This window comes from Paucibacter sp. TC2R-5 (assembly GCF_025717605.1).
In the GTDB taxonomy this organism is placed as follows: Bacteria; Pseudomonadota; Gammaproteobacteria; order Burkholderiales; family Burkholderiaceae_C; genus Paucibacter_A; species Paucibacter_A albus.
Map to the genome: position 1 here is coordinate 54,681 of NZ_JAJIRQ010000002.1, position 23,556 is coordinate 78,236.

General features: G+C 60.8%; 25 protein-coding genes. 7 read left to right on the plus strand and 18 right to left on the minus strand.

The genetic code is table 11. The annotated features are described in order from the left end of the window. Nucleotide 1 precedes the first annotated feature (1 nt). A complete protein-coding gene (locus LNV08_RS03915) occupies nt 2-1,480 on the minus strand; it encodes an ArnT family glycosyltransferase (RefSeq protein WP_263532361.1) in 1,479 nt (492 codons plus the stop codon). A 268-nt stretch (nt 1,481-1,748) separates the two neighbouring features. Here LNV08_RS03915 and LNV08_RS03920 point away from each other — a divergent pair, with 268 nt between their 5' ends. Beyond that, a complete protein-coding gene (locus LNV08_RS03920) occupies nt 1,749-2,615 on the plus strand; it encodes a hypothetical protein (protein WP_263532362.1) in 867 nt (288 codons plus the stop codon). 44 nt (nt 2,616-2,659) lie between these two features. Then, nucleotides 2,660-3,775, plus strand: coding sequence for a helix-turn-helix domain-containing protein (locus tag LNV08_RS03925; RefSeq protein WP_263532363.1), 1,116 nt, complete (start codon nt 2,660-2,662; stop codon nt 3,773-3,775). 115 nt (nt 3,776-3,890) lie between these two features. Here LNV08_RS03925 and LNV08_RS03930 read toward each other — a convergent pair whose 3' ends face one another. Both LNV08_RS03930 and hemE read right to left on the minus strand, forming a co-directional pair. Continuing rightward, on the minus strand, nt 3,891-6,008 hold the full coding sequence (locus LNV08_RS03930) for a primosomal protein N' (protein ID WP_263532947.1): 2,118 nt from the start codon (nt 6,006-6,008) through the stop codon (nt 3,891-3,893). 387 nt (nt 6,009-6,395) lie between these two features. Then, complete coding sequence (hemE, locus tag LNV08_RS03935; RefSeq protein ID WP_263532364.1) at nt 6,396-7,481, minus strand: uroporphyrinogen decarboxylase; 1,086 nt, start codon at nt 7,479-7,481, stop codon at nt 6,396-6,398. A gap of 151 nt (nt 7,482-7,632) precedes the next feature. Between hemE and LNV08_RS03940 the strand changes: the two genes are divergently transcribed. From LNV08_RS03940 to LNV08_RS03955, 4 genes are all read left to right on the plus strand, one after another. Continuing rightward, nucleotides 7,633-8,451: a DNA ligase gene (locus tag LNV08_RS03940; protein WP_263532365.1), complete on the plus strand. Its 819-nt coding sequence runs from the start codon at nt 7,633-7,635 to the stop codon at nt 8,449-8,451. Nucleotides 8,452-8,590: 139 nt separating this feature from the next. Continuing rightward, nucleotides 8,591-9,211, plus strand: coding sequence for a LemA family protein (locus tag LNV08_RS03945; protein WP_263532366.1), 621 nt, complete (start codon nt 8,591-8,593; stop codon nt 9,209-9,211). 8 nt (nt 9,212-9,219) lie between these two features. Then, complete coding sequence (locus tag LNV08_RS03950) at nt 9,220-10,131, plus strand: TPM domain-containing protein (protein ID WP_263532367.1); 912 nt, start codon at nt 9,220-9,222, stop codon at nt 10,129-10,131. 2 nt (nt 10,132-10,133) lie between these two features. Then, a complete protein-coding gene (locus LNV08_RS03955) occupies nt 10,134-10,661 on the plus strand; it encodes a TPM domain-containing protein (RefSeq protein WP_263532368.1) in 528 nt (175 codons plus the stop codon). Between the two features lie 16 nt (nt 10,662-10,677). On the opposite strand, the gene ppk2 is transcribed toward LNV08_RS03955, so the two are convergent. The 14 genes from ppk2 to LNV08_RS04025 all read right to left on the minus strand — a co-directional run bounded on the left by ppk2 (nt 10,678) and on the right by LNV08_RS04025 (nt 22,268). Beyond that, nucleotides 10,678-11,496 carry a polyphosphate kinase 2 gene (ppk2, locus tag LNV08_RS03960; protein WP_263532369.1) on the minus strand — a complete coding sequence of 273 codons (819 nt, stop codon included), beginning with the start codon at nt 11,494-11,496 and terminating at the stop codon, nt 10,678-10,680. Between the two features lie 65 nt (nt 11,497-11,561). Further along, a complete protein-coding gene (locus LNV08_RS03965; protein ID WP_263532370.1) occupies nt 11,562-12,419 on the minus strand; it encodes a D-hexose-6-phosphate mutarotase in 858 nt (285 codons plus the stop codon). Between the two features lie 118 nt (nt 12,420-12,537). Further along, nucleotides 12,538-12,954 carry a F0F1 ATP synthase subunit epsilon gene (locus tag LNV08_RS03970; RefSeq protein WP_263532371.1) on the minus strand — a complete coding sequence of 139 codons (417 nt, stop codon included), beginning with the start codon at nt 12,952-12,954 and terminating at the stop codon, nt 12,538-12,540. Between the two features lie 70 nt (nt 12,955-13,024). Further along, nucleotides 13,025-14,449, minus strand: a complete 1,425-nt coding sequence (gene atpD / locus LNV08_RS03975) for a F0F1 ATP synthase subunit beta (RefSeq protein WP_263532948.1) — start codon at nt 14,447-14,449, stop codon at nt 13,025-13,027. 50 nt (nt 14,450-14,499) lie between these two features. Next, nucleotides 14,500-15,384 (minus strand): F0F1 ATP synthase subunit gamma, encoded by an 885-nt coding sequence (gene atpG, locus LNV08_RS03980; RefSeq protein WP_263532372.1) that lies wholly within the window; start codon nt 15,382-15,384, stop codon nt 14,500-14,502. A 52-nt stretch (nt 15,385-15,436) separates the two neighbouring features. After that, nucleotides 15,437-16,990: a F0F1 ATP synthase subunit alpha gene (atpA, locus tag LNV08_RS03985; RefSeq protein WP_263532373.1), complete on the minus strand. Its 1,554-nt coding sequence runs from the start codon at nt 16,988-16,990 to the stop codon at nt 15,437-15,439. Nucleotides 16,991-17,075: 85 nt separating this feature from the next. After that, a complete protein-coding gene (locus LNV08_RS03990) occupies nt 17,076-17,609 on the minus strand; it encodes a F0F1 ATP synthase subunit delta (protein WP_263532374.1) in 534 nt (177 codons plus the stop codon). A 2-nt stretch (nt 17,610-17,611) separates the two neighbouring features. Beyond that, nucleotides 17,612-18,082 (minus strand): F0F1 ATP synthase subunit B, encoded by a 471-nt coding sequence (locus tag LNV08_RS03995; protein WP_263532375.1) that lies wholly within the window; start codon nt 18,080-18,082, stop codon nt 17,612-17,614. Nucleotides 18,083-18,124: 42 nt separating this feature from the next. Beyond that, a complete protein-coding gene (gene atpE, locus LNV08_RS04000; protein ID WP_263532376.1) occupies nt 18,125-18,370 on the minus strand; it encodes a F0F1 ATP synthase subunit C in 246 nt (81 codons plus the stop codon). Between the two features lie 79 nt (nt 18,371-18,449). Continuing rightward, on the minus strand, nt 18,450-19,346 hold the full coding sequence (gene atpB / locus LNV08_RS04005) for a F0F1 ATP synthase subunit A (protein WP_263532377.1): 897 nt from the start codon (nt 19,344-19,346) through the stop codon (nt 18,450-18,452). A 25-nt stretch (nt 19,347-19,371) separates the two neighbouring features. Beyond that, on the minus strand, nt 19,372-19,935 hold the full coding sequence (locus LNV08_RS04010) for an ATP synthase subunit I (protein ID WP_263532378.1): 564 nt from the start codon (nt 19,933-19,935) through the stop codon (nt 19,372-19,374). A gap of 95 nt (nt 19,936-20,030) precedes the next feature. Then, nucleotides 20,031-20,945, minus strand: a complete 915-nt coding sequence (locus LNV08_RS04015; protein WP_263532379.1) for an SMP-30/gluconolactonase/LRE family protein — start codon at nt 20,943-20,945, stop codon at nt 20,031-20,033. Between the two features lie 86 nt (nt 20,946-21,031). Further along, on the minus strand, nt 21,032-21,523 hold the full coding sequence (locus tag LNV08_RS04020) for a GNAT family N-acetyltransferase (RefSeq protein WP_263532380.1): 492 nt from the start codon (nt 21,521-21,523) through the stop codon (nt 21,032-21,034). A gap of 46 nt (nt 21,524-21,569) precedes the next feature. Further along, complete coding sequence (locus LNV08_RS04025) at nt 21,570-22,268, minus strand: cytochrome b/b6 domain-containing protein (protein ID WP_263532381.1); 699 nt, start codon at nt 22,266-22,268, stop codon at nt 21,570-21,572. Between the two features lie 147 nt (nt 22,269-22,415). Here LNV08_RS04025 and LNV08_RS04030 point away from each other — a divergent pair, with 147 nt between their 5' ends. After that, nucleotides 22,416-22,874: a c-type cytochrome gene (locus LNV08_RS04030; protein ID WP_263532382.1), complete on the plus strand. Its 459-nt coding sequence runs from the start codon at nt 22,416-22,418 to the stop codon at nt 22,872-22,874. Between the two features lie 27 nt (nt 22,875-22,901). On the opposite strand, the gene LNV08_RS04035 is transcribed toward LNV08_RS04030, so the two are convergent. Then, entirely contained in the window at nt 22,902-23,534 is a 633-nt protein-coding gene (locus LNV08_RS04035; RefSeq protein WP_263532949.1) for a glutathione S-transferase family protein, read from the minus strand. Nucleotides 23,535-23,556: the final 22 nt, after the last annotated feature.

The window sequence follows — 23,556 nt, forward strand, 5'->3', positions numbered from 1 at the left end:
TTCAACGAATTGAGTTGACGAGCGCGGCATCGGCATCAAGGTCACGCAACAGGCATTGATCTCTATTGCAAGCCAAGGCGTCGCTTCGCAAGGGATCGTCTTTTGCCAGATGAATAACCTTGAAGGCAGGCGCCGAAGCCTGCCCCGGCATGCCGGCATACAGCCGCCCGGCGGTGTAGAAATAGGCCGAGTAATCAGGCTTGCTCATATAGCTCAAGCGGCAGCTCTGCGAACCGCAAGCCTGCTCGTAGGCCGCTATCAGGGACTGATCGGAATGCTTGGCCGCCTCTTGCGGCAGCTTGAAAACAAAGGCCCAGGCGTACAGCAGCAGCAATGCCAGGCCCAGACCCCAACTGATGGTGCGTTCAAACCAGGCTTGCGGGCAGGCCATCACGGCAAGAATTGCCAAACCCGGCAAGGCGGTCATTGCATAGGTCCAGATCAGGTTGCTAGCGGCCGAAAACAGCAGCAGCGGTGCGAGCGCGATGCACAGCGCATAGCAGGCCAGATCCACCCCGCCGTCCGTTTGGTGGAACTGTGCGCGCAAGGCGCCGGCACCTTGGCGGATGCGCAAATAGGGCAGGCGCAGCAGCAAGATCAGCGCGGCCGGCAAGGCCGCCACAAAGGTGTAGGGCCAGATGATGCCCAGCGGCTGGGCATGCGCGAAGCCATAGCGATCGCCGCTCCAGCCGGGCTGCATGAAGCGCATCACATGCTCGCCCAAGACGAAGTACTCCATAAAGCCAGGCGTCTTGAGTTCGGCCGCCACATACCAAGGCAGCGCCACCCCCAGACAGATCAACCACACCCAAACATCGCTTGCCACTGCCCGAATGGCCGGCCAATGCCGCCGCCAGGCAGCGTGCATAAAGATTGGCAGCAAGGTCAAGACCACGGCGGCCGGCCCCTTGGTCAACAGCGCCAGGCCCGCCCCGAAACCCAGCCAGCGCGCCAGGCGCAGCCGCTCAGGCGCACTGTGAGAGCGCAAGACCCGCCACCAGGCGGCCTGCACGAAGAGCGTCGTGGCGGCCAGGGTGGCATCGGTCATCACCGCTCCCGCCGCAATAAAGAACAAGGGGCTCAGCGCCAGCGCCACCAAAACGACCAGCGTCTGCAGCCGGCTCAAGCTGCCCTTGAGCATCCAGCCCGCAGCACCCAAGGCGGCGCAACTCCACAGCACAGCGGGAAGGCGTGCCGCCCAGGGGCTGACGCCGAATACAGTCATGGACAAGGCCTGCGACCAGGTCGACAAAGGCGGCTTGGCCCAAAAAACTTCGGTGGGCGTGATGTGGGGGCTGATCCAGTCCTGCAGCTGCAACATCAGGCGCGCAATCTCGGCGTACCTAGCCTCGGTATGGTCGGTCAGCGGCAAGCTGGCCAGCGTCAACAAGCGCAGCAGCAGGATCAGCGCCAGCAGCCCGTACCAGACGCGCTGCGGACTGCCTTGGGGGTGACCGGGAGACTGGGGTAATTTCGGCACAGGGGATGCAAAGTAGATAGCGTTTCAATGATGCCACCGTACATCCGGGGGGACTGTGACAAGTTCCTTCGCAGTTGACAGAAGTCAATCCCTGCAACGTATGGGCAACAAACTGAGCCGGCGGGCGGCGCCTGCTACTGAATTTGTCATCTTCGGTCGAGACACACAGCTGCAGCGCCCTCGCCCAGCAAGATGAATGCGTCTTCTCACCGAGACAGACCGGCAGCAATGCCGCCCTTTCATTCATTCATTTCAAGCTGACTTCACCATGCCCATCCACACCATGCTTTTCTCTATGCCGCGCCGCGCTTTGCCGGCTTTTTTGTCCCTCGGCCTGCTCCTGCTCGGGTCAGCTTTGCCCGCCACTTCGGCGCAGGCCGAGGAGGCCATGTCCGCCCATGAAACCCTGTCCCGGGCCGGCCTGAGCGGCATGGATCTGAACCTGCAGATCGAAAAAGTGCTGCCGGCAGGCGCCAGCGGCGTGCCCAACCAGGGTGCAATCGTCAAACGCTATCTGCCGCGCGGCCAGTGGACCTCACAAGGCGCCGGAGGTAGCGGTCACCGGGTGGCCAGCGGCAGCTATCAGCTGAGCCACCGTGGCCACAACACCGTTGAAGATCGCTCGGTCGAAACCGGCGGCCAGCTGCAATCCACCACCCGCTACACCTTTGAATCGGCGCAGAGCGGCACATGGGTGCAGACCCTGAGCAACGGCAACCAGGTGCTCAGCGGCCACTTCACGGCCACACCCAGCCAGCCGAGCGCGGCTCAACTGCTGGCGCCGGCCAGCAATGCCGGCCTGCATGTGGCGCTGATCATCAAGTCGGCCGTCGCCCCGCAGCTGCCGCCGGGCGTCTACCCGACCGCAGGGCTGGTGCTGCAGACCTATGCGCAAGACGGCACTTTGACCTTGCAGGGTTTCGGGCCGGGCAATATCAACTCCAAAGCCACTTTCAGCTACAAACGCTTGTCGGCCAACACGGCGGTGGAGGAAGCCATCCAGACCAGCGACTTCTTCAGCTGGCCCTACACCATGGTCTACACCTTCAAGACACCCAACTCCGGCACCTGGTATCAAAGCTTGAACAACGGTCTGATCCAATTCTCGGGTACCTTCGATACCTTCCCACGCTGAAGGCAAGGCAAGCCAAGCAAGAGGCCAAACTCCGCAGCCCGTCCATGATTGATTCCATCGAAACGCAGAAAGCCTGGTTTTTGTTTTCCTTCAGCCTGGGCTGCTGGACCTTGCTGACCTTGCTGCTGAGCCGGCGCAGCGAGCGCCGCAGCCGGCTGACCATGGCCGCCTTTGTGGCGCTCTTGATGCTGCCGCCGCTGAATGCCTATCTGAGCCTGGCGCGCAGCGGCGTGCCCCTGCCCTGGCTGGAAGCCTTGCGCTATCAATTGACATGGGCCTGGGGGCCCTTGATGCTGATCAGTGTGCGCCAGGCCTTGCTGCTGGCACCGGCTTCAGCCCTGCCCACGGCGCTGCACTTCTTGCCCCTGGGCTTGAGCATCGCCGCTGCGGCGGGCGGGGCCAGTTGGCTGGGCGCCCCCGCCTTGGTGTGGGTCTTGCTCGTGCAGGTGCTGAGCTATTGCGGCTATTGCCTTTGGCTGCTGCGCCGGCACAAAAGCAAGCTGCAGCATTTGCTGCAAGACCATCGCAACACCAGCTACTACTGGCTGCTCTACCTGGCATTAGGCCTGTTCGCAGCCACTTGCTTCGATCTGGCGATTTACGCCTTGATCGGGCTGGATATGCTGCCGCCCCAAGCGCTGCTGCAGGGTTCGGCCATGGTGTTGGCGCTGTATGTCAATCTGATCGCCTTGTTCGCCGTCTATCAGCCCGAGACCTTCATTCGGCAAAGCGAAGACAAACAAACGGTGGCGCTCGCCACCGCCACCGAAGCCCAGCCCGCCTTGCGCGCGGTGGAGCTGTCGCCCACGGCAGCCCACGAACTCAGCGAGCGCTTGCAGCAAGTTGTCAGCCTGCACAAGCCGCACCAAGACGAGGCGATGTCGCTGGCCAAGCTGGCCGCCTTGCTGGACATCAGCTCGCACCAACTCTCCGAGCTGCTCAATCTTCATCTGGGCAGCAGCTTCTACGACTACCTGAACGAGCTACGTTACCAAGAAGCGCTGCAGATGTTGGACAGCCAAGACTCGCCGACCTTGACCGTGGCCGACATCGCCTACCGCGCCGGCTTCAACAACCGCAACAGCTTCTACAAGGTCTTCAAGGACAAAACCGGCGCCACGCCCGCTGAGTACCGAAAGACCCGGCGCCGCCAGGCTTGAGCCGCCCAAGCCGCAGTCACCGCGCGCCACATCAGGGCGATCACGCTCCTTCGCTCGCTGAGAGAGCCCCTGACTGGCAAGCGCTAAGGCGGGCGGTCTGTCACTCAAGAACTCGCTAAATAGCCAGCGGGTCCACATCAACTGCCCAGCGCATCAGCCCTTTGTGCTCGCGCTTGAGCGCATGTAGCTCGGGGTTCCACAGCCACAACAGTCGCTGCAAGGCGCTGCGGCTGGGAGCCTCGACCAGCATCTGCATGCGTTCGACGTTAGCAATGCGGGCCACGCTCATCGGGATACAGGGGTAGATCAAGACCTCGGCGGCCTCCGGCAAGGCTTGAGCCCAACGAGCGGCGGCATCCAGAAAAGCCTTGGCCACTTCAGGTGTGCGCGCCTCGGCGCGCAGCATCGCCAAATGCGCAAACGGGGGCAAGCCGGCCGACTCTCGCTCGGCCAGCTGGCTTTTGGCGAAGTCCTCGAAATCATGCTTGGCCAAGGCCTTGTAGAGCGCATGCTCGGGGTGCCAGGTCTGCACCCACATCTCGCTGCGAGCCGCTTGTTCCGCGTCGCGGCCAGCCCGCCCGCCCGCCTGCATCAACAGTGCAAAAAGACGCTCAGGCGCACGGAAGTCGCTGCTGAACAGCGCGCCGTCCGGGTTGACGGCCGCGACAAAAGTGATGCGGCGGAAGTCATGGCCCTTGGTGATCATCTGCGTGCCGACGACGATGTCGACCTCGCCCGCGTGGACGGCGCTCATATGCGCTTCCAGCTCACCCTTGAGCTTGGTCGAGTCGGCATCGATGCGCAGCACGCGCGCGCCGGGCAATTGCTCGCGCAGCTGCTCCTCGAGCCGCTCGGTGCCACGGCCCAAGGGTGCGATGTCCTGGTTGCCGCAGGTCGGGCAGGCACTCGGCACCCGCTCGCTGAAGCCGCAATGGTGGCAGCGCAAGCTGCGATCACCCTTATGGAACACACGCCAGGCGCTGCAATGCGGGCAGTCGCTCTTCCAATTGCATTCGCTGCAATGCAGCACCGGCGCATAGCCACGCCGGTTCAAGAAGATCAGGCTTTGCTCGCCGCGCTCCAGGCGAAGGCGCAAGGCATCCAGCAGCGGCCTTGTCAGCGCCGTCGTCACGCCTTTGCTCAGCGGCATCAAGCGCATATCAAACAGGCGTACGCGCGGCAGCGCACCGCCGCCGATGCGCTCCGGCAAGGCCAGGCGTTTGTAACGTCCCTGATTGGCGTGCTGCCAACTTTCGAGCGAAGGCGTGGCCGAGCCCAAGATGACCGGGATCTTCTCCAGATGCGCGCGGTAGACCGCCAGATCGCGGGCCGAGTAACGGGCACCGTCCTGCTGCTTGTAGGACGGGTCATGCTCTTCGTCGACGACGATCAGGCCCAGCCTGGGCATAGAGGCAAACACCGCCAGCCGCGTGCCCAAGACCAGCTCTGCCTGCCCCTCATGTGCGGCTAACCAGTTACGCAGGCGCTGCGCCGGTGTCAGGCCGCTGTGCAAGGAGACCAGCACGCGGCCGACAAAGCGCTCGGCAAAGCGGGCCTCCAACTGCGGCGTCAAGTTGATCTCTGGCACCAAGACCAAGACTTGGCGGCCCTGCTTCAAGGCGTGCTCGGCGGCGCGCAGATAGACCTCGGTTTTGCCGCTACCGGTAACGCCGTAGAGCAAGACCGGCGCTTGGGCGCCCTTGGCAGTAGCCAAGGCGGGCTCGGTCAGCAGCGCGTCCAGCTGGGCCAGCACTTCGGCCTGGGCGGGGCTCAGCGTGTGTCGGCTCGGGCTGGCTTGAACTGGCGCGGCAATCTGCTCGGCCACCCATTTGCGCATGCGTTTCAGGCGCAGCTGCAACTGCGGGCTCTCAAGTTCGCGCAACTGCGGCGGCAATACCGACAAAGCCACCTCGCCCACCCCGCGTTGGTAATAAGCGGCGGCAAATTCGAGCAGCCGGCACCAGCTCGGGCTCAGCGGCGTCAAACCCTCCAGTACGGCCAAAATGGCGCGCAATTTGCTGGGGTCGGCATACTCGGTCGGCTCAAGAGCCTGCGCGCCGCGCGGCCAAACAATACCCAGTAACTCGCGCTTGCCCAGTGGCACCCGCACCAAACTACCGGGGGCCAGGACCACCTCGGATACATAGTCGAGCGGCCCGCCGATGCCGCTGTGTTGGGGCGCGTCTACGGCCACTTTGATTCGCGGCAAATCTGCTCCGACCGGCGCCCTCATCAGCTGCTGCGCTGTATCAACCATAGGACCTGGCCCGCGCTGACTCAGGCTTTGATTGAACTTTTGCGCTTAAGTGCATGATTTCAAAGGACTCAGCGGCGAATCCACAAAATCTGTGGATAACTTTGTGGGGAAAGTTCTAAGAGTTGGTTTTTACTCAACTTGTCGTCGCCAGGACCCAGGCTTGACCGTTCCCAATATGCCGCAGACAGGCTCTTATAAATCAAGTACTTAGCTCGCAATCGGGAAAACACTTAGCTGCAGTGCAATATCGAAGCTCTTGTCTGCTCGCTCGCCTCAAACTGGGGATAAGTCCCGACCCTAAGTGCTCACTTCACATTCACAAAGCCATCTAATTGGGTTTGAGCGGGCTCAGCCCGCCCCGAATTAGGCCCTTATGCGGCGCGAATGCGCATGCACCTCATCCACCAGCACCGAAACTATTTCAGGCGGGGTGAATTGGCTGATGCCATGCCCCAAATTGAACACATGGCCGTCCCAAGTGCCATCGGCACGACGCGGGTTGCCGAAGCTGTCCAGTACCGCGCGTACCTGCTCGCGCACTGCGTCGGGCGGGGCGAACAAGACGTTCGGGTCCAGATTGCCTTGTAGCGCCACGCGGCTGCCGACTTGGGCGCGCGCACGGCCCAAATTGGCCGTCCAGTCCAGGCCCACCGCATCGGCGCCGGCATCGGCGATCTCGTCCAGCCAGAGCGCGCCACCCTTGGTGAACAGGATGCGCGGGATGCGCTGGCCTTCATGCTCGGTCTTGACCTGCGCCAGCACGCGGCGCGAATAGTCAAGGCTGAAGCGCTGGAACATGCCGTCGGCCAGCACGCCGCCCCAGCTGTCGAACAGCATCACCGCTTGCGCGCCGGCTTCGATCTGTGCGTTCAGGTAAGCGGCTACCGCATCGGCATTGATGCTGAGGATGCGGTGCATCAGATCGGGGCGCGCATACATCAGGCTCTTGACCTGGCGGTAGTCGTCCGAGCCGCCGCCCTCGACCATATAGCAGGCCAGCGTCCAGGGGCTGCCGGAGAAGCCGATCAGCGGCACGCGGCCATTGAGCGCCTTGCGGATCGACGCGACCGCGTCGAACACATAACGCAGTTTTTCCATATCTGGCACCGCCAAGGCATTGACGGCCGCCTCGTCACGCACCACTTTCGCGAATTTGGGGCCCTCCCCGATTTGGAAGGACAGGCCCAGGCCCATCGCGTCCGGCACGGTCAGGATGTCGCTGAACAAAATGGCGGCATCAAGGTCGTAGCGTTCCAACGGCTGCAGCGTCACCTCGGTGGCGTAATCGCGATTGGTGGCCAGGCCCATAAAGCTGCCGGCCTTGGCGCGGGTGGCGCGGTACTCGGGCAAGTAGCGCCCGGCCTGACGCATCAGCCAGACAGGGGTGTAGTCGGTGGGCTGGCGCAGGCAAGCGCGCAGAAAGGTGTCGTTCAGAAGAGGTGCATGCATAGTGCGGGGATTATCCAATGCGCCGCGCCTATTCTTGGGGCTGACGCCAGCGGCTTTGCGGCTAATCAATACAGCAGTACGCTCGCTCCTGGCAAATTGGAGGTTTCCCATGCACAGACGCCAGCTCCTCTGCGCTTCGGTTTTCGGTCTCTTGCTGCTGCGCCATGGCCGGCCAGCACTCGCCGCCGACAGCAACATCCTCCTCGCCAACGTCTATCGCGAAGGCATAGACCCCGCCGACTACTGGGTCAGCGAGAAGCTGGATGGCGTGCGCGGGATTTGGGATGGCCAGACCTTGCGTCATCGCAGCGGCAATCCGGTGCATGCGCCGAAGTGGTTCACCGATGCGCTGCCCCCGGTACCGCTGGACGGCGAGTTATCGATTGCGCGCCAGAGTTTCGACAAGCTTTCCGCCATCGTGCGAAGGGATGTGCCCATCGACGAGGAATGGCGGCAGGTGCAATACATGATCTTTGAAATGCCCGATGCGCCGGGCAGCTTTACCGAGCGCATCGCGCTGATGCACGCCACCATCAGCAAGGCCAATATCAATCACGGCGCGCCCTGGCTGCGGCCGGTCGAGCAATTTCGCGTCGCCGACCGCAGGGCGCTCGCGGCCAAGCTAAAAGAGCTCGTCAAGCTCGGTGCCGAAGGGCTGGTGCTGCACCGGGCCGAGGCAGCCTATGTGACCGGTCGCAGCGACGTGCTGCTGAAGCTCAAACCTATGCTGGACACCGAAGCGACCGTCGTTGGCCACATGCCCGGCAAGGGACGCCATTTGGGCAAGATGGGGGCCTTGCTGCTGGAGACGCCCGAGGGGCGGCGCTTTCGTCTCGGCAGCGGGTTTTCCGATGCCGATCGCGCCAATCCACCACCGATTGGTACCGTGGTGACCTATCGTTACCGTGATCTGACTTCGACGGGCTTGCCGAAGTTTGCAAGCTATCTGAGGGTGCGGGAAAGCTTCTGAGTCGGTACGAGGCAGGTCGGGAAGTAACGCGTTTCTTTGCAACACCACAAAGACGCTGCGATACTGCGCCCGATCTTGATTCTGATCAGGGCGACACCACCTGCGGGGTGGTTCCAATCACCGACCGGAGGATTTCAAAATGTTTTCATCATTGCTCAAACGTGGCGCCATTGCCGCCACCTTGCTGGCAAGCGCACTCACGCTGTCCGGCTGCGGCTACAACCAATTCCAGAGCCTGGACGAGCAGGTGAACGCAGGCTGGTCCGAGGTGCTGAATCAATATCAGCGCCGCGCCGACTTGATCCCGAACATCGTCAACACCGTCAAGGGCGAGGCCAACTTCGAGCAGGAAACCCTGACCAAGGTGGTCGAGGCGCGCGCCAAGGCAACCAGCATCCAGGTCACGCCCGAGCTGGCCAATGACCCCGAGGCGATGAAGAAGTTCCAGGCCGCGCAGGGCGAAGTTTCCAGCGCCCTGAGCCGCTTGATGATGATCACCGAGAACTACCCTAACTTGAAGGCCAATCAGGGCTTCCAGGATCTGCGCGTGCAGTTGGAAGGCACGGAAAACCGCATCACCGTGGCGCGCAATCGCTATATCAAGACGGTCACCGAGTACAACACCCACGCCCGCAGCTTCCCCAACAACCTGACCGCGATGGTGATGGGCTACAAGGTCAAGCCCAACTTCACGGTCGAGAATGAAGCCGCGATCAAGGTGGCGCCAACCGTCAGCTTTGACAAGCCAGCCGGCAAATAAGGTCAGCGATGCTCGCCCGACTGCTTTCGCTGGTCTTGGGTCTGTGCCTGAGCCTTTGCCTACCGGCATGGGCGCAAGAAGAAGTGAAAGTGCCGGCGCTAAGTGGCCGCGTGATCGACCAGACCGGCACACTCAGCGCGGAGCAGCAAGCGGCACTGAGTGCCAAGCTGGCCGCTTTTGAGGCCGAGGCTGGCTCGCAACTGGTGATTCTGATCGTGCCGACGGTGGCGCCGGAGGACATCACGTCCTATGCCCAGCGGGTCGGCGAGACCTGGAAGATCGGTCGCAAGGATGTGGGCGACGGCCTCTTGCTGCTGGTCGCCAAGAATGACCGCAAGGTCCGCATCGAGGTGGCCAAGACACTGGAGGGCGCTGTGCCCGACCTGGCGGCGCGGCAGATCATTCAAAACGCCATCACCCCGGCCTTCAAGAAGAATGACTACGCTGGCGGCCTGAATTTGGCCGTCGACCAGTTGGCGATGCGCATACGCGGGGAAGAATTGCCGGCGCCGAAGAAACAAGGCGGCCAGGGGCAGAAAAGCAATGGCTTCAGCTTCGAAGAGTTGGGCGCCTTGTTCTTCATCGGCGTGCCCGTCTTGGGTGGCATTCTGATCGGTATCTTTGGCCGCAAGCTCGGTAGCGTGCTAACCGGCGGCGCGGCAGGCGCGCTGGGCTGGTTCTATGCTTCCAGTCTCTTGGTCGCAGGTTTGGCCGGCATTGCGTCGATGATTCTTGTCGGCGTGATGGGCGTCGGCGCAGGCCGCGGAGTCGGTAGGCGCGGCGGTGGATCGGGTGGCCCGGTGATTTGGGGTGGCGGCGGCGGTGGAGGCGGCGGTTTTGGTGGCGGCGGTGGCGGAGGTGGTTTTTCTTCCGGTGGCGGCGGCGATTTTGGTGGCGGCGGCGCCTCGGGAGATTGGTGAATATGCCTCAACAACAGCTCAAGAAACCATTGCTGAGCCGGATGCTCAAGCATCGCTGGACCGATCAGACCGACCTGCGGCGCGCGCTACCTGCGGCTTCGATCGCCGGGCTGGAAGCCCGCATTCGTGCCAGCGAATCCAGGCACAGTGGCGAGATCTGCGTCTGTGTCGAAGCCGGCTTGCCAATGTCCTACCTGAGCAAGCGCCTGAGTGCTCGGCAAAGAGCGGTGACCTTGTTCGGCAAACTGCGCATCTGGGATACAGAGGCCAATAACGGCGTGCTGATTTATCTGCTGCTGGCCGACCGAGCGATTGAGATCGTGGCCGACCGAGGCCTCAATGCCCGCGTCAGCGAGGCTCAATGGGCCGGCATCGTTGCAACGCTGCGGAGCAGCTTGACTAAAGCTGAATTTGAGCAGGGTCTGCAAGCGGCGATTGACGCCGTCGATGCGCTGTTGCAGGCTGAATTCCCGTTGGCAGCCGGGCATAGCAATCCGAACGAATTGTCTGACGCGGTGGTAATTCTCTAGTTGGACGGCTTCGGCCCTACTTGATGGGCCGATGCTTGCTACCGAAGTGTTCAAGCAAGGGTGCGTGGCCCAAGGGGCCAAACTTCAGCTTGGGCTGCGGTACCGTTACGTCGGGCAGGTGATCCAATAGATGACGGATCAAGGCCAACCGGCCGCGCCGCTGGTCATTGAAGTCCACCAGCGCCCAAGGCGCTTGACGCGTGTGGGTGGCGTTCAGCATCACATCGCGTGCCTCGCCATACTGCTTGTACAGGCGCCTCGCCTCTAAGTCGATCGGTGATAGCTTCCAGCGCTTGAGCGGGTCGGCCAGGCGCTCGGCAAAGCGCAATTCCTGCTGCTCCTGGTCGACCGTCAGCCAATACTTGAACAGCAACACGCCGTCGTCAACCAGCATCTTTTCAAACACCGGCACCTGCTTCAAGAACGCCGCCGTCTGCGCTGGCGTGCAAAAGCCCATCACGGTCTCGACGCCGGCCCGGTTGTACCAGCTGCGGTCAAACAAGGCGATCTCGCCGGCTGCCGGCAAATGCGGCACATAGCGCTGGAAGTACCACTCACCGCGCTCGCGGTCGCTCGGTTTGCCCAGAGCCACCGTCCGGCATTGGCGCGGGTTGAGCGTCTCGGAGATCGCCGAAATAACACCGCCCTTGCCGGCGGTATCGCGCCCCTCCACCAGCACCACCAAGCGCTGCCCCTTGTGCTGCAGCCAATGCGCCATTGCATTGAGCTCCAGATGCAGGGGGATCAACTGTTCGAGATAGTCGCTCTTGCTGAGCTTGGCGACAGAATTGCCGTTGGAACTCGTCTTGCCCTTGCCTGCAGTTTTGCCAGCCATCTTGCTAACTCCCAAATGAGTTGCCAGCTTAAGTCAGGCTTGCACTTCAGGGCAAGAGAAAACGGTCAGAGCAGGGTCAGCGTTTGCATGCCGGCCCAGCTTTCACCCGCCGCCAGACGCAAGGGTGCCTCAATCGCTGCCGCCTCGACACACAGCATGTGCTTGTAGCCATCGGCCGGCATATCGGCCAGCGCCGCGCATTTCTCGGCACCCGGGTTCCACACCACGGCATCCTCAAAGCCTTGTTGCGCAATCTGCAGACGCCGCTCGCTTGTGGCCAAGCGCTCTTTCAGTGTCATGCTTTCGCGCACGCGGTGGTAGATGCGGTCGAGATCGCCGCCAGGTAGCAGCAGATCCACCCGCTGGACCTTCTCCATCTCATCGACCGAGTCCCAGTAGCGCATCGCGGTCAAGCCTTGCAGGCTGGTCGAGTCGATATCGGCGACGCGCAAGTAACTGTGCAGCGCGCTGGTGAATTCGAAGGCCTCTTCGCCCTTGTTTTCGCAGGCGAGCTCGATCTGGATCTCCCGCCCGCTGATGCGCACACTCAGTTCCAGCTCGAAGGCATGGGGCCAGAACATGCGCGTGGCCGCGTCGTCGCACAAGCGCAGCACGGCCAATGCATCATCCTTGCCCTGCTCGGCCATCACCAAGACCCAGGGCTTGGTGCGTGCAAAACCATGGCGCTGCAAGGGGCCGCGAGCGGCGAACTGCGGAAAAATCACCGGCACGCCGCCGCGAATCGCTTGGCCCGAGGCGAAGGCGGACTTGGGCGACATATAGAGCTGCTCATCTGCGCCGGCCGGTTGCCAAGAAACCAAGTGGCCGCCATGCAGCAGCACAGTGGCGCGGGCGCCATCGGGGGAAACAAGTTCGATGGCGTCCATGCCATGAACACGGGAAAGAGCAATGGGCTTGGACATGGCGTTTACTTCGGTTTGTCTATGAAAAACGCCCGCCCGACTTGCGTCGGCGGGCGTTGCCTAATCAGTTGAGGACAGAGCTACTCGCTTGCGCTCGGGCGGTCTGTCCCCAATACCATTAGTTCTTGCGGAACTTGCGCAGCGCAGCGATCTGGGCGGCCATCGCAGCGAATTCGCCTTGCGCCTTGGCAAAGTCGATATCTGTCTTGGCGTTCTTCATCGCTTCTTCGGCCAATGCCTTGGCTTCAACGGCCTTGGCTTCGTCCAGGTCCTTACCGCGAATCGCGGTGTCGGCCAGAACAGTGACACGGCCCGGCTGCACTTCCAGCAAGCCACCAGCCACGAAGACAAACTCTTCCTGGCCGTTGTCGGCGCGCTGGATGCGCACAGCACCCGGCTTGATGCGAGTGATCAGCGGCGCGTGGTTAGGCAAGATGCCCAACTCACCGCTTTCACCCGGCAGTGCAACAAACTTGGCTTCGCCGGAGAAGATTTGCTCTTCGGCGGAGACCACATCGACATGGATGGTTGCCATCTTGAATCTTCCTTAGCGTTGAGGTGGAGAACTGTGCTGAATCGGGGAGGTCTTGGTCTCCCCGCTTTGATCAGCCCAGCTTCTTCGCCTTTTCGAACGCTTCGTCGATGGTGCCCACCATGTAGAAGGCCTGCTCTGGCAGGTGATCGCATTCGCCGGCAACAATCATCTTGAAGCCGCGGATGGTTTCCTTCAAAGGCACGTACTTGCCAGGCGAGCCGGTGAAAACCTCGGCCACGTGGAAAGGCTGCGACAAGAAGCGCTGGATCTTGCGAGCGCGGGACACCGACAGCTTGTCTTCAGGCGACAGCTCGTCCATACCCAGAATCGCAATAATGTCGCGCAGTTCCTTGTAGCGCTGCAGCACTTGCTGAACGCCACGGGCGGTCAGGTAATGCTCTTCGCCGACCACGTTCGGGTCCAGCTGACGCGAGGTCGAGTCGAGCGGGTCCACGGCGGGGTAGATACCCAGCGAAGCGATGTCACGCGACAACACCACGGTGGAGTCCAAGTGGGCGAAAGTCGTCGCAGGCGATGGGTCGGTCAAGTCATCCGCTGGCACGTAAACGGCCTGGATGGACGTGATCGAACCGACCTTGGTCGAAGTGATCCGCTCTTGCAAGCGGCCCATTTCTTCGGCCAGCGTTGGCTGGTAACCCACGGCGGAAGGCATACGACCCAACAGCGCGGACACTTCGGTACCGGCCAAGGTGTAGCGATAGATGTTGTCCACGAAGAACAGCACATCCTTGCCTTCGTCACGGAAGGACTCGGCGATCGTCAGACCGGTCAAGGCCACGCGCAGACGGTTGCCTGGAGGCTCGTTCATCTGACCGTAAACCATCGCGACCTTGGAGTCCTCGAGCTTCTCGAGGTTCACCACGCCGGAGTCGGCCATCTCGTGATAGAAGTCGTTACCTTCACGAGTACGCTCGCCCACACCCGCAAACACCGACAGACCGCTGTGGGCCTTGGCGATGTTGTTGATGAGTTCCATCATGTTCACGGTCTTGCCCACACCGGCGCCACCGAACAGACCCACCTTGCCGCCCTTGGCGAACGGGCAGATCAAGTCGATCACCTTGATGCCGGTTTCCAACAGCTCTTGCGACGGGCTCAGCTCGTCGTAAGCAGGGGCTGCGCGGTGGATGGACGCGACTTGCGTCGCTGCCACAGGGCCGCGCTCGTCGATGGGCGCGCCCAGCACGTCCATGATGCGACCCAGGGTCGCCTTGCCGACTGGAACTTGAATGTTCTCGCCGGTATTGAAAACTTCGGTGCCGCGGCGCAGGCCGTCCGACGATCCCAAAGCGATGGTGCGCACGATCCCGTCGCCCAGCTGCTGCTGAACTTCCAGGGTCAGGGTGCTACCGTTCATCTTCAGCGCGTCATAGATCTTGGGCATCTGGCTGCGTGGGAATTCCACGTCCACCACGGCGCCAATGCACTGAACGATCTTGCCAACGGCGTTGGTTTGAGTGTTCGACATATCGATTCCTTAAAACAATCAGTATTCGTTGCGTATGGTTTGGCGATTGGCAGGCATCAGCCCACCGCAGCCGCTCCGCTGACAATCTCTGACAACTCTTTGGTGATGGCTGCTTGGCGGGTCTTGTTATAGATCAGCTTCAGCTCACCAATCAAGGTGCCGGCGTTGTCGGTCGCGGCCTTCATCGCCACCATGCGTGCCGATTGCTCGGACGCCATGTTTTCTGCCACGGCCTGGTAGACCAGCGCTTCGGCATAACGCACCAGCAACTCGTCAATCACCGCCGCCGCGTCGGGCTCGTACAGATAGTCCCAAGCGTGAGCTGGGGAACCATCGGCATTGGCCGTCTTCATGCTATCGGTCGTCAAAGGCAGCAACTGCTTGATGACGGTTTCCTGCTTCATCGTGTTGATGAATTGGGTGTAGCAGAGGTAGACGGCGCTCAACTTGCCTTCGGCGTACGCGTCGAGCAAAACCTTGACCGGTCCGACCAGCTTTTCGATGTGCGGCTTGTCGCCCAGATGAGTGACCTGAGCCACCACCTTCGCGCCGATGCGGTTCATGAAGCCCAAGCCCTTGTTGCCGATGGCAACGACTTCGGCTTTTTGACCGGCAGCCTCAAGATCTTTCAGCTTGGTCGTGGTCGCACGCAACAAGTTGGTGTTCAGACCGCCGCAAAGGCCTTTGTCCGTCGTCACCACCACGAAGCCGGCAACTTTCGCGCCGGGGTTGGCGGTCAAGAAGGCATGCTTGTACTCGGGGTTAGCCTGGGCGAGATTGGCGGCGATGTTGCCGATCTTCTCGCTGTAAGGGCGACCCGCACGCATGCGCTCCTGAGCCTTGCGCATCTTCGACACCGAGACCATTTCCATGGCCTTGGTGATCTTCTTGGTGCCTTCGACCGACTTGATCTTGCCGCGAATTTCCTTGCTTGATGCCATGATTTCTCCTTTTCAGATTGGGTGAATTTTCAAGCTCACCCAGTCAATGGCATTAAGCGAAGGACTTCTTGAACGCGGTGATTGCAGCGTTCAACTCGGCTTCGGCATCCTTGTCCATGGCCTTGTCGGCTTCCAGCTTGGCCAACAGAGCGGCGTGGCTGGTCTTCAGGAATTGATGCAGACCCGACTCGAAAGCCAGAACCTTGTTCACCGGCAGGCTGTCCATGAAGCCCTTGTTGACCGAGTACAGCGTCGCGCCCATCAGGCTGATGGTTTGCGGCGAGTACTGAGCCTGCTTGAGCAACTCGGTCACGCGAGCACCGCGGTCCAGCTGCTTGCGGGTGGACTCGTCCAGATCGGAAGCGAACTGCGCGAACGCAGCCAATTCACGGTACTGGGCCAGGTCGGTACGGATACCGCCGGACAGGTTCTTGACCAACTTGGTTTGCGCAGCGCCACCGACTCGCGACACCGAAATACCAGCGTTGATCGCAGGGCGGATACCAGCGTTGAACAGCGAGGTCTCCAAGAAGATCTGGCCGTCGGTGATCGAAATCACGTTGGTTGGCACGAAGGCAGACACGTCACCGGCTTGCGTTTCAATGATAGGCAGCGCGGTCAAAGAACCGGTCTTGCCCTTCACTTCGCCCTTGGTGAAGGCTTCGACGTAGTCGGCGTTCACGCGGGCAGCACGCTCCAGCAGACGGCTGTGGAGATAGAACACGTCGCCAGGATAGGCTTCACGGCCTGGTGGACGGCGCAGCAGCAACGACACCTGACGGTAAGCCACGGCTTGCTTTGACAGATCGTCATAAACGATCAGCGCGTCTTGACCGCGGTCGCGGAAGTACTCGCCCATCGTGCAGCCGGAGTAGGCCGAGACGTACTGCATCGCAGCCGATTCGGAGGCCGAGGCCGCCACGACGATGGTGTAAGCCATTGCGCCGTTGGCTTCCAGAGCGCGCACCACGTTCTTGATCGACGAAGCCTTCTGGCCGATCGCAACGTAGACGCAGGTCATGTTCTGACCCTTCTGGTTGATGATGGCGTCGATCGCGACAGCCGTCTTACCCGTCTGGCGGTCACCAATGATCAGCTCGCGCTGACCACGGCCAACCGGCACCATCGAGTCAATCGACTTCAGGCCGGTCTGCATTGGCTGGTCAACCGACTTACGGGCGATCACGCCTGGAGCGACCTTTTCGATCACGTCCGTCATCTTGGCGTTGATCGGGCCCTTGCCGTCGATCGGGTGACCCAAGGCATTGACCACACGGCCAATCAACTCAGGGCCGACCGGCACTTCCAGAATACGGCCCGTGCACTTGACGGTGTCGCCTTCGGAGATGTGCTCGTAGGCACCCAAAATCACGGCGCCGACCGAGTCGCGCTCGAGGTTCAAGGCCAGACCGAAGGTCTGGCTGCCGTCTGCAGCAGCCGGGAACTCCAGCATTTCGCCTTGCATCACCTCGGACAAACCGTGGATGCGGACGATGCCGTCGGACACAGACACCACGGTGCCCTGGTTGCGGACGTCCGTCGAAGTGCCAAGGCCCTCGATGCGGCTCTTGATCAATTCGGAAATTTCAGCAGGATTCAGATTCATTGCTATAGCTCCCAGCTGGCCTGCGCTCGGTTTCCAGAGCGCTCGGCACAGGGATGAATGAAGGGTGAAATTGCGCTCAAGGCCATCAGGCCGTGAGCGCTACTTTCATGCGTTCCAGACGGTACTTGACCGAGGTGTCCAGCACCTCATCGCCAACCACCACCCGAATGCCGCCAATCAGTGACGGCTCCAAGACGACCTGTGCGTCGAGCTTGCGTGCGAAACGCTTCTCCAGCGACACCATCACCTCGGCCAATTGGGCCGCATCGATGGGGTAAGCGCTGTAGATCAAAGCGTCCGCCACGCCGGCTGCGGCATTGGCCAAGACATGGAATTGCTGCACCACGGCGGGCAAAGCGCTCAAGCGGCCGTTCGCGATGACCGTGCGCAGAAAGTTCTGCACGCCTTCGGCCAGGTCGAGCTTGGCGGTTTGCGCGGTGACCGCGTAAACCTGCTCGGCCGTAGCCTTGGGGTGGTCAGCAAATGCGAGCAGCTCAGGCGCCTCGGCCACTTGGGCCAAGGCATCGAGCTGCAAGCCCCAAGCCTTGACGTCATGCTTGCGCGCTACTTGAAACAGCGCTTCGGCGTAAGGTCGTGCAATGGTTGCGAGCTCGGCCATGCTTACAGCTCCGTCTTCAAGCGACCCAGCAACTCAGCGTGCACAGAGGCATTGACCTCGCGCTGCAGAATTTGCTCGGCACCCTTGACGGCCAGCGCGGCGACTTGCTCGCGCAAGACCTCACGGGCACGCACGGATTGCGCTTCGGCTTCGGCTTGAGCGTCGGCCACGATCTTGGCGGCCTTCTCTTCGGCTTGGCCGGCTGCAGCTGCCACGATTGCTGCGGCACGCTTTTCAGCGTCGGCCAGCAGCTTGGTGGTTTCGCCACGGGTCAGCGCCAATTGCTCGTCGACCTTCTTGTTGGCGTTAGCCAACTCAGCCTTGGCCTTGTCGGCCGCAGCCAGACCTTCGGCGATTTTTGCGGCGCGCTCATCCAAGGCCTTCATCATTGGAGGCCAGATGAAGCGCATGGTGAACCATACAAGGATCGCAAAAACGATCGCTTGCAGGAACAGTGTTGCGTTGATATTCACAGAGCTATCCTTTCAACCGTGAACGGTTGGCGCATCAATTAATTAGATGGCGAAAGGCTTGGCGAATGCGAACAGCAGAGCGATAGCCACACCGATCAGGAACGCGGCGTCGATCAGACCAGCCAAGATGAACATCTTGGTTTGCAGTTCGTTCATCAGCTCAGGCTGGCGAGCCGAAGCTTCCAGGAACTTGCCGCCCATCAAAGCGATACCGATAGAAGCGCCCAATGCGCCCAGACCAACGATGAGACCGCAAGCCAGTGCTACGAGACCGAGAATGTTTTCCATGATTTGCTCCAGAAGGAAAGGTAAGTAAAAAGAAAAGGAAACGAGAGAAAAAACGAACTATCCGATGTTCGGTCGCAGATCAATGTTGATCGTGCGCCTGGCCCGTGTAGATCAAGGTCAGCATCATGAAGATGAAGGCCTGCAAGGTGATGATCAGGATGTGGAACAGCGTCCACACCGTACCAGCCACCAAATGGCCCAGACCCAGCCAGAAGCCACCCGACAGCGGGTTCAACTCCCAGGCCCAGACGCCACCCATCAGCGCGATCAGCATAAACACCAGCTCACCCGCAAACATATTGCCGAACAACCGCATGCCGTGCGAGACGGTCTTGGCAGCGAACTCGATCAGCTGCATCAGGAAGTTGATCGGATACAAGAACCATTTGTCGCCGAATGGAGCGGCCAGCAATTCATGTGTCCAGCCGCCAATACCCTTGATCTTGATGCTGTAGAAGAAGCACATGATCAGCACGCTGGTCGACAGGCCCAGCGTCGTCGACAAGTCGGCGGTTGGCACCACACGCATATAAGCGTGATGCGGATCGTGGCCCATGGAACCAAACACTTTGGCCCACAAGGCTGGCAGCAGGTCAACCGGCAGCATGTCCATGAAGTTCATCAGGAAGATCCAGACAAACACGGTCAATGCCAGAGGGCCGATCACCTTGCGGCTGGCGGCGTTGTGAATCACGCCCTTGGCCTGGTTCTCGACCATTTCGGACAAGATTTCGACCGCAGCCTGGAAGCGGCCAGGGACGCCGGAAGTCGCCTTGCGCGCAGCACGCCACAAGACGAAACAACCCAACACACCCAGGATCACTGCATAGATCAGCGAGTCCAGATTGAACAAGCTGAAGTCAACGATGCTGGTCTGCTTGACCAATTCACCCTTGAAATTCATCTGCATATGCTGCAGGTGATGCTGGATGTATTCCCCAGCGTTGGGTCCTTGCCCGTGTCCTTCGGCTGCCATCGTTAGTTTCCGTCCTGCGTATTTACTAAATTTGACTCGTCCGACCCTGCCAAAGCAGAGCCAACCAATTTACTTTCAAGCACCCGACCAATCCCGCCAGCATTGCCAGCCAATTCAAATCCGGCACCCAAACCGCTGCCACCGCCAAAATGGCAACAGCCGTCATGATCTTGATCAACTCCCAGAACATGAACCCCAGCACCGCAGCCGCCGGCATTCCTCTGAAGAGCCTGGTCATTCCCCACGCCATCAAGGCATTGGGAAAAACCACTGCAGCCGCCCCCCAAAGAGCCGACTGCGCTGTTTTGCTTTGCCCGGTCACCAGATAGGCAAGTACGGCAATCGCCACACCCGCCAAAGCCTGAATCCCGACCAATCGCCAAACCGAAATCGGCGGATGCTTTAGCCTCAAGGCCTGCGCTTGTTCTCGCGTCAGGGTCTTGAAAGGCAGCTCCTCGGCCTCATCCTCTTTGACATCGCCCCATGCATCTTTTTTGTCATCCCAATCAGCGCTGGCCGGAGAGACTTTGGATCTTTCCGCTTGCACTGGTCTGGTCATAAACGTCTGATGAATGTCGGCAAAACCCAAAGATTATATGTGGAAACCCGTAGGTTTCCGAGAAGACCCTTAGCGAAGGCTCAAGATGGACCCGTGACTTCCGACACAGGCGACCTGATCGAAGCTCAGAGCTTGAGTAGATTGGGGGCAAGCCCGGCCACTTCGACGCGCACTTTCAGCACACAACCCGCAAGGGGCTGCGCCGCCAATTCTTCGGCCGAGCGGCCCTCGCTGGCGGTGGTGATGTAGAGCGTGCGCAGGTCGACACCCCCGAAAGTGGGCATGGTCGGGCAGCGTACTGGCAGGCGCAGTTCACGCAAGACCTGACCCTGGGGCGACAACCTCAGCAGGCGCTGGCCCTCAAACATCGCCACCCAGTAGCAACCCTCGACATCCACGGCGGCGCCGTCGGGGCGGCCGCCATATTGATCCAAGGCTTCACCGGCCGTGCGCTGGGCGAACTTGGCGAACAATGTCCGCTCGCCGATGGCACCGGTCGCAAGGTCAAAATCCAAGACATAGATTTCATGCGCCTTGGTGTCAGACCAATACATCTTGCGCTGATCAGGGCTCCAGGCCACACCGTTGGAGGTCACGATGCCCTCGGCCATGGACTCGAAACACCCGCTCGCATAACGATATAGACCGGCGTGGGGAGCACGCGCGTCATCGATGGTGCCGATCCAGAAGCGGCCTTGCGCATCGGGCTTTCCATCGTTGAAACGCTGCTTTGTCCTGTCAAACGGCGCGGGCGCCAGCTGCCGGTGCGCGCCCGTCTCGGTGTTCAAATGCCACAGACCATTGCGTTGCGCCACGGCCAAGCCGCCGCCTTCCATCAAAGCGATGCAACCGGGCTCGCTGTCCAATTGCCAATGACGCAGCTCCGCCGTGGCTGGATCAAGTCGCAGAACCTGGCGCTTTGGGATATCGACGTAATAGAGGCATTGCTCGGCAACGCTCCAGAGTGGCGATTCGCCCAAAGCGGCAATAGCAGGGCCGGCGGCCTCGATTTGATAGAGCGTTGAGTCTGAAGCATTCATCTTGGCAAATTGGTCTGGCGGCGCGATCAGGTGCGCAAGCTGCGATGCTAAGGCTGTAACTCGACGTAACTCAAACCACGCCTCGATCAGCCCAAATCCACCTTCAAATAATGCGCACCCGGAATCGGATTGAAGTAATAAGGCGGCACCGACTCAAAGCCCAGACTTTCGTACAGCCCGCGCGCCGACTCCATATCGTCCAAGGTGTCCAGCAGCATAGACGAGTAGCCGGCCTGAGTCGCCGCATCAATCAAGCCCTGGGCCAATAAACGCCCGAGGCCAAAGCGGCGGAAAGCAGGACGCACAAACAGGCGCTTCATCTCGCAGGCATTCACGTAGTCGACATCGAGCAAGGGCCGAAAGCCGCCGCAGCCCGCGACCTGACCGTCCACCATGGCCAGCAGCATGATGCCGCCGGGCGCTTCGTACTGCCCCGGCAGACATTGCAGTTCCGCCTCAAAATCCTGAAAACACAGGTCGATATCCAGGCTGGCGGCATAGTCGCGCAGGATCCGGCGGGTCGATTCCCAATCGTCGGCCGAAGCGGGCGTAATGAGCGAAATGTCGGGGTTGTTCATGGGGAAAGATGTACGGCTGCTCGCAGTGTACTCAGGCGAATCGACATCAAACCGTCTCCAGGCTGACCAGCAAATACACCGCCGCGATACATGCCCCCAACAATGTCAGGGCAAACAGACGGGTTGCCAAACTGTCTATGGTCGCCGGCACAGCGCTAGGCAACTGTTTGTCGCCGCTGATCATCGGCCCGATCAAATCGTTGCGATGCCGCAAGCGGTAGAAGACGATCGCGGCCACATGCAGGCCGACCAAAGCGAACAAGCCCCATTGACCGTAGCTCTTGTGATACGAGGTCCAGGCCAGACTGAGTTCCCCCGATACAAAACGGATCAAGGGGCCGGTGCTGGCGATTTCGTCGTCGGCAATCAAACCCGAACCCACCTGCACCAGCAGCCATGCCAACATGGCCAAGACCGAATAAGCCCCCAGTGGGTTGTGACCGACCTCGAAGTGATCGTCCGCCTTGGGCCGGCCTTGCAAATAACGCAACAAGGCTGCCGGCGAATAGACAAAGCTGCTAAAACGCGACCAGCGCCCGCCGACCAAGCCCCAGAGAATCCGAAAAGCCACCAGCGCCAGCACCGCATAGCCCAGTCTCATATGCCAAGCCACGGCATTGCCGCCAACCTTGGCACTGATGACCGAGCCCAAAACACAAATTACCAAAGCCCAATGAAACAGCCGTGTCGGCAAGTCCCAAATCCTGACCGGACCCAACAAGTCTTTGCGCACGTTTTTTTGCATAACTACTCCGTGGCGTGGTGAGCAACCATAACCCAAGCGGCACGCCCTGCAAAGATAGAGTTTGCTGTCTACACTGCACCAAGCCGGCGGCTGAACGCGCCGGCTCAACCCGCCAGCTAAAGCACCACCAACCCCAAGGATGCCAGCATGAAGAGAAAACTCCTGATCGGCCTAACCTGCCTGACCGGCCTCTGCGCAGCCCTGCCCGCCAGCGCGCAGTTCGCCAAGCCAGAAGACGCCGTCAAATACCGCAAGGCCGCTTTCACCGTGATGGCCAATCACTTCGGCCGCATTTCCGCGATGGCCCAAGGCAAGGTGCCATTTGACGCTGCCGCGGCCAGCGCCAATGCCGAAATCGTGGCCACAATGGCCATGCTGCCTTTCTCGGCCTTCCCAGAAGGCACGCATGGCACAGACAAGGGCACACCCAAGGCCAGCGTGTGGAGCGAGCGCGCCAAGTTTGATGAAGGCGCAAAGGCCCTGCAAGCAGAGTCCGTCAAGCTTGTCGCCGCAGCCAAGTCGAACAATTTAGATGCGCTGAAGGCAGCTATGGGCAACACAGGCAAGACCTGCAAGTCCTGCCACGACAACTTCCGTAACGAGTGATTTAGGCGAGCAAAGAACAGGTCGGCTTCAAGGCATGCCGTTGCGGCCATGCATCATGAAGCCCGGCCTTGCCGCCAAACGCTCGCAATAGTCCGCGATGGCGGGCAATTCCGGACGGCCGTGCGCCTCCAAAGGCGCCATCAACCAACGCTGCGCCGACAAACCCAAGACCACATCCGCCAGGCTGAAGTTATCACCGGCCACAAAGGCGCCGGTCTGTTCCAGGCGCCGCGCCAGGATTTCGACATGGCGGTTCCAGCCCGCCACGCCGGCGGCCAACAAAGCGGCGTCCTGATGCGCCGGGCTTTGCCGCACCAGACTCATGAAGGCATAGCGCCATGAGTTATTGAACTCGCCGGCCTGCCAGTCCATCCACTGCTCGACGATGGCGCGCTCTTTAGGTGCTGCCGGCAGCAAATCAAACCGCTGCTCGCGGGCCGCCAAGTAACGGCATATGCTGTTGGACTCCCACAGCACAAAGTCGCCGTCGATCAAGACCGGCACCATGGCGTTCGGGTTCAAGGCCAGGAACTCGGGCGCATCGGTCGCTTGGAAGCCGGAGCCCCAGTCCTCACGCTCAAAGTCGAGGCCGAGTTCGGCGCAAGTCCAGAGCACTTTGCGAACGTTAATGGAGGTGGCTTTGCCAAGAATTTTCATGATGGTAGGAATGGCTAGGGAATAA